Below are 6,462 nucleotides of genomic sequence, written 5' to 3'. Positions count from 1 at the left end.
CAAATAACAATAAAAAGCATAATACTCATATAAAATTTTCTATGCGAGTTCGAAATAGAGTTGTAGAAGTCGAAATTTACCTTTTTAAAACCGCAACAGAATATTTTTTCATAAAACAACCAATGCAAAATCAATCCCTAAAATTTGCTGCATAAAAAAAGGCTGCCCTTATCGGACAGCCTCTTTTTGTTGCGAGGAACGAATCAATCTCACTTGCAAGATCTATTAGTTCTTGTTTTAGTGTGATTGCTTCGTTCCTCGCAATGACTTAACTATCTAAATAAGAAAAACCATTTTCAAAGTTTTGAGCTTTGAAAATGGTTGTATGTTTTTAAGTTGAAGTATTGTTAAAATTGAAATTTATATTTTAGTATTCTTTTTTTCAATTGCATTTTGTCATTGCCATTGAAATGGTCATTGAAATTTACTCAGTATCCTGTGTTTCTTCAAGATCTTCAGTATTTCGACCTACTTTTACTTTTGGGTTATTCTGTGTTCCGGTAACAGTCAGTGGGATTCCGAATATGCCTAACGGAGGCAGTCCTAAACGCATTTTTAAATTAAGTTTTCCGTCCAGACTTGTTGTGCCTTCGATTCTTGGTCTGAAGCCGGCAAATTTAAATTTAAAACGTTCAACAGTCATGATGTTGTTTTTGATTGTAGTTTTAATATCGACTTTAGAAACGTCAGGATTTTTCATGGATTCTGAATTTGTTTCCTTGCTTACTGCGCTGAACATTTTCAATCCTCTAACTTTTACATCTTTTACCGAAAGTGTTCCTCCTCCGGTTAAAGAAGGATAAACAGGTTCCATATTTCCGTTTAAGCGTCCTTTTAGTTTATAATCTAAAGAGACAATTCCCCGGGCTTTTTCGGCTGCGCTCGCCATTTTTCTGAAGACTTCAATTTCGTTATAAGCTCTTTTGATACTAAAATCCGAAGCTTTTATGTTGTAGTCAAAAATCGCTTTTTGAGATGTAGTTGCCTGATAATTACCATTCATACTCACATTGCAGCCAATTAAATTGAATCCGGTATTTTGCATGGTTAGTTTGCCATTTTTCATGCTTAAATTTCCTTTTGCATTTTGAAGATTAAGCTTGTCAAAATATACTTTTTGAGCATTTGCCATCAACTGCAGATTCAAATTGGTCGGAATTATGATTACTCCCGTTTGGCTCGTTGTATTTGTTTTCTCTGATTGGGATTCAGGATTTTTTGTTGCAGGAATACTGGTTTCTGTAGCAGACATAAATTCATCTACGTTAATATATCTCGAGGTAACCGTAAAAGAGCCTTTCAGGATCCCTGTGTTGGTTGTCGCATAATTAAAAACATTTTGCAAATATCCATTCATTTTAAAATCTGACTGCCCATAAGCTGCCAGGAAATTATTGAAAGACATTTTGTCCTGATTGATTTTGAAAATACCTTCTTTAATGATAAATTTTTTAGGAAGGTATTCAGATGCGATTCCGATGTTTCTTAATTCGAGCGTTCCTTTGTTCTGAAGTTTGTTGTAATTGCCTTTTGCGGCATCGCTTTGTTTTCCTTTTAAAACCAGATCTGCTTTTATAAAACCATCCAGATCAAGCCCTTTTTGAGAGAAAACTTTATAGATTTTGCTCACATCAAGTTCTCCTTTGGCTTTTACATCATAATTTAAATCGTCAAAATTACTTAAATCAGCCGATACAAAAACCGGTTTGCCTTCAAAGGTAAATTGTGCCGGTTTTAGTTTTACTTTCAAATCATCAAAAGTTCCTTTTTGATTGTCGATATTAGATTTTACAATGATATGCGTAATCGGATTTGGGTAATATTTGGTTTTAATATATCCGTTGTTTAAATCGATAAAACCTTTTGTAGCTGGGAAAAGTCTGTTTTTTTGATCAAATTTCCCGTTGGTTTTTATATCTCCGGTTAAAATTCCTTTTAGTTCAATATCCGGAATCCCCAGGGCTTTCGTTAGTTTTTCAAGGTCAATTTTTGCTTTAAATTCACCATTGATTTCAGTAGTATTAATGCCTTTTACGAAAAATTTAGATTTTAAATAATCCTGATTAATATTTAAAGACAAATTTTTGGCATCAACAATTGCGATGTCAGGATTCAAAGAAGGGACTTTTGTTTTGACTTCCAGATTTAAGTTTGAAACCGGAAAAGCATTTTTGTTATAGTTTACAAACCCGTCGGCTATTTTTACATCAAGATTCAGGTCTGGAGCTATGTTTTGTGAAGCAATGTAATCTCCTTTTAAAGTAAAAAGCAAATTAGTATTTCCTTTTAATTCAGTTTTAGAAAGCCATGTAATATATTTTGGAGGTAGAGCTGTGAAGACATCATGCAGATCGCTATTGTCGGATTTGATAACAAAATCCATTCTGTAGCCATCTTTCAGAAAGTCAAATTTACCTTTAAAATCAACAATAAGCTGATTGATTTTTAGGTTGTTTTGCTCAAAGAAAAACGATAATGAGTTTACATTTACTTTGGTAATTAATTCTGCATCAACTTTTTTATTCATCAAATAAGGTTCATCTTCATAAACAATATTCAGTTTGTCAATTTTTGCATTTGAGTGTAAATCGAAAATGGCTTTGTTTAGATCTCCTTTTCCAAGATAATTAAAGCCTAAAGCATTAAAATGAACTTTAGTAGATTGGTCATCATAAATTATTTTACTGTTGATGATTTCAATTCTTTCTAATTTTAAGGCTGTTTCGGTACTGTCTTTAGATTTCTCCTGTTTTGATGAAGATTTGTAAATATTGTAATTTGCCTCCCCTATAGCGTTTACTTTTACGTTGATAAATGAATCAGATAAATAAATCTGATCGATTTCGACTGTTTTGCTAAATATCAGACTGACAACATTGATTCCGAAAGAAACTTCTTTTGCGGTAATAAATTTTTCCTTTGCATAAGGTGCAGACCCATTTAGATTTAAATCATTTAGGGTTAAAGTCAGCGAAGGGAAATGATGAAAAAACGAAAGCGAAACATCAGAATAATTTAACTCTGCGCTAAGTTTTTCATTTGCGGTTTTTTTAATCTGTTCCTTTATTTTATCTGCGAAAATAATAGGTGTCAAAAAAAGCAATCCTATAATAACCACGAAAGTTATTCCAAGATATTTAGCTGTTTTTAATAAAATGGATTTCTTTTTACTTTCAGACATGATTATTTTTTTTGGTTAAATATTTTTAAATATTTTTTGGTTATCCGTGAACTGTTTCGCTTTTACCATAATTAGTAATAATCGAACCTTCGTATTCAATCCATTCCTTCCAGCGTTTGTCAATATCAATATTGTCCTGATACTTTCTGGCGAAACCTAAAAAAGTAGTATAGTGTCCGGCTTCAGAAATCATCAGGTCACGATAAAATTTGGCCAATTCCTGATCTTTTATATTTTCTGAAAGAACTTTAAAACGCTCACAGCTTCTGGCTTCAATCATAGCCGAAAATAATAACCGGTCGCAAAGAGCATCTCTGCGGCTTCCGTCTTTTTTCATGAATTTGAAAAGTTCATTTACATAATGATCTTTTCTTTCTCGGCCTAACGTAAGCCCGCGTTTTTTTATTACTTCGTGAACCATCTGTAAATGCTCTAATTCTTCTCTTGCAATTACAAGCATTTCTGTGACAAGTTCTTCTAATTCAGAGTTGTAAGTTACGATGCTAATAGCGTTTGAAGCAGCTTTTTGTTCGCACCAGGCGTGATCGGTCAAAATTTCTTCTATATTTGATTCGACTATATTCACCCAGCGAGGGTCTGTCGCTAATTTTAATCCTAACATAATTTTCGGAATTTAGATATTACAAAATTAGTGTTTTTTTACAACTGAATATCAGGAAATATCATGTAAATACATAGAAAAATCATTATTTTGCAATAAGAAACAAATTAAAATGAATCAGATAAAAAAGTTTTTAATTATTGGTTTTGTCTGGCCGGAACCCAATTCATCTGCGGCAGGAGGAAGAATGATGCAATTGATTTCTATTTTTAAAGAAAATGGATACGAAATTACATTTGCAAGTCCCGCTTTAGACAGTGATTTCATGGTAGACTTGGATGAGTTTGGAGTTGCAAAAAAAAGTATTGAACTTAATTCTACCAGTTTTGATGATTTTATTCTGGAGCTTAATCCGGATGTAGTTTTGTTTGATCGTTTTATGATTGAAGAACAATTTGGGTGGAGAGTTTCGGAAAACTGCCCGAAAGCGATCAGATTGTTGGATACAGAGGATTTACATTGTTTAAGGACTGCGCGCCAAAAAGCATTTAAAGAAAACAGAACTTTTGAATTGCATGATTTGTTGTCTGAAGAAGTGGCAAAGCGCGAAATTGCCAGTATTTTGAGATGTGATTTGTCTTTAATGATTTCGGAATTTGAAATGGAAGTTTTGAATGATGTTTTCAAAATAGATTCAAAATTATTGTTTTACCTTCCTTTTTTAGTGAATAAAATGACTGAAAAAGATCTTTTGGAATTGCCTTCCTTTGAAGACCGGAAGCATTTTGTTTTCATCGGAAATTTTCTTCATGAACCGAACTGGAATACGGTTTTATATTTAAAAGAAGTAATCTGGCCTTCTGTGAAAAAACAATTTCCGGAGGCTGTTTTAGAAGTGTATGGAGCTTATCCGTCGCAAAAAGTCCTCCAATTGCATCAGCCTAAAGATGGTTTTTTAATCATGGGTAGAGCAGCAGATGCTAATGAAGTAGTAAAAAAAGCCAGAGTGGTTTTGGCGCCGATTCGTTTTGGTGCTGGTTTAAAAGGTAAATTATTAGAAGCAATGCAATGCGGAACTCCTAGTGTTACAACGCCTATTGGAGCGGAGGCAATGCATGCCGGTTTGCCCTGGAGTGGTTTTATAGAAAATGATATTGAGCCGTTTGCAAAGCAAGCCGTTTTATTGTATCAGGATGAAAATACATGGAAACAATCACAAAAAAATGGTGTTATAATTATTAACGAGTGCTATCAAAAAATTAAATTTTCAGATAAATTAATTGGTGCAGTCAATTCATTATTGACAGATTCAGAAAGCCATCGTCTGCATAATTTTATGGGAAGCCTGCTACAGTATCATACGCTAAAAAGTACCAAATACATGGCAAAATGGATTGAAGCTAAGAATAAAAAGGATTAGTTTTTAAGGTATTTTAAATCAGTAAATTTTGCCGTTTGGTTTTATGCTGGTGTTTATGGTATTGATTTTTAAATATTTGTATTTTCATAACCAAGATTGTACAGGATAGTTTTAGATGTAAATAGTAATAATTTACTGACCTTATTAACTATCAAACCAAAATTAATTATGAAAAAAGAAATGTTTAAGAGGCAATTGTTTGTCTCAATGTTATTCGTTTGTTTAAGTTTTTTTGCCGGCTGTACAAGCGATGGGGAAGAAGCAAATAGTGAAGCGGAAGCTGCGGTACAAAATGAAACTTATCAGGTTTCAACTGCAAAAGGAGGTGATTTATCTGGAGAAGTAACGGGTACAACAGGTGCCTATGTTGCTAAAGTAAACGGCGTAACCAAATACACAGGTTCTGATTATGTGGCTGCGATTCAGGCTGCGATTAACAACCTTACTGCAGGAAGGGACACAAAAGAATGGGTAACTGTTCGTGTTTCAGGTGCATCTGGTTCAACTGGCGGTAGTCTGAAATATGTAAATATGGCCAGCTATACCGGTTTAGATTTTGCAAACAATACTTTTAACGCGAATAGTGGTGATGCTTTGGTTATTCCTGTTTGGGCAGACAGAAAAACCAATATTGAAGTAAAAAACCTGAAAGTTACCGGAAAACCCCGCTACGGTATTTGGTTTAAAGGTTGTACCGTTATGAATATTAGTAATATTACAATGAATATTGGAGTTCCTCAGGCTGATTTAGGATTAGGAATCAGGGTAGATAATAGTACTGCAGCGACCAGTAAATTGACAATCAGCGGAACTATTAATATTACTGGTGGTGACAATTCTATCGAAACTTATGGTGTCGACGGATTTTCTATTGGCAACGTGACTTCAAGTAATAATGCTGCTTGTGGAGTGCTATTGAATCAATCTAAAAATGGTACTGTTGGAACTGTTACAGGAACTAATAATAGTACAACAGGTTCGACTAAAGGTTATGCTACTTTTCGCTGCGCCAATAACAATGGACCAAATATAGTTTGTTCTAAAGTATATTCACGTGGCAGCGGACGCGGTTTCTTTAGTGTTACCGGAAGCAACGGTTGTACGATAAATACTGTAGATATTTCAAATACAGCCATTCAGGGTATATTATTGCAGGATGCTTCTAATACAAAAGTGTTAGCTGGTACAGTTAGCAATGGTCATCCGAATGTGCAGCATGTAAACTCAACAAGCTGTAGTACTAAAGTAAACGGTCAAACGTATACTGCTGTAAACGGTAGCTGGTAAAATATTATATCA

General features: G+C 33.9%; 4 protein-coding genes. 2 read left to right on the top strand and 2 right to left on the bottom strand.

The annotated features are described in order from the left end of the window. Positions 1-424: 424 nt before the first annotated feature. On the bottom strand, positions 425-3,181 hold the full coding sequence (locus AAEO57_RS06440) for an AsmA family protein (protein WP_341690721.1): 2,757 nt from the start codon (positions 3,179-3,181) through the stop codon (positions 425-427). 40 nt (positions 3,182-3,221) lie between these two features. Continuing rightward, on the bottom strand, positions 3,222-3,803 hold the full coding sequence (locus AAEO57_RS06435) for a MiaE family protein (protein WP_341690718.1): 582 nt from the start codon (positions 3,801-3,803) through the stop codon (positions 3,222-3,224). A gap of 112 nt (positions 3,804-3,915) precedes the next feature. Here AAEO57_RS06435 and AAEO57_RS06430 point away from each other — a divergent pair, with 112 nt between their 5' ends. Together AAEO57_RS06430 and AAEO57_RS06425 are read left to right on the top strand one after the other, a co-directional pair. Then, positions 3,916-5,163, top strand: a complete 1,248-nt coding sequence (locus AAEO57_RS06430; protein WP_341690716.1) for a glycosyltransferase — start codon at positions 3,916-3,918, stop codon at positions 5,161-5,163. Positions 5,164-5,331: 168 nt separating this feature from the next. Continuing rightward, a complete protein-coding gene (locus tag AAEO57_RS06425) occupies positions 5,332-6,450 on the top strand; it encodes a hypothetical protein (protein WP_341690714.1) in 1,119 nt (372 codons plus the stop codon). The last annotated feature ends 12 nt before the right edge of the window (positions 6,451-6,462 follow it).

The organism is Flavobacterium calami (assembly GCF_038290035.1).
Lineage (GTDB): Bacteria > Bacteroidota > Bacteroidia > Flavobacteriales > Flavobacteriaceae > Flavobacterium > Flavobacterium calami.
Note: the sequence above shows the minus strand (reverse complement) of the source record. Positions and strands in the feature narration are given on the sequence as shown.

What these genes read in the sequence shown, in the direction of transcription:
- AAEO57_RS06440 (WP_341690721.1), bottom strand. Translation starts at nt 3,181, where the DNA reads ATGTCTGAAAGTAAAAAGAAATCCATTTTATTAAAAACAGCTAAATAT.
- AAEO57_RS06435 (WP_341690718.1), bottom strand. Translation starts at nt 3,803, where the DNA reads ATGTTAGGATTAAAATTAGCGACAGACCCTCGCTGGGTGAATATAGTC.
- AAEO57_RS06425 (WP_341690714.1), top strand. Translation starts at nt 5,332, where the DNA reads ATGAAAAAAGAAATGTTTAAGAGGCAATTGTTTGTCTCAATGTTATTC.
- AAEO57_RS06430 (WP_341690716.1), top strand. Translation starts at nt 3,916, where the DNA reads ATGAATCAGATAAAAAAGTTTTTAATTATTGGTTTTGTCTGGCCGGAA.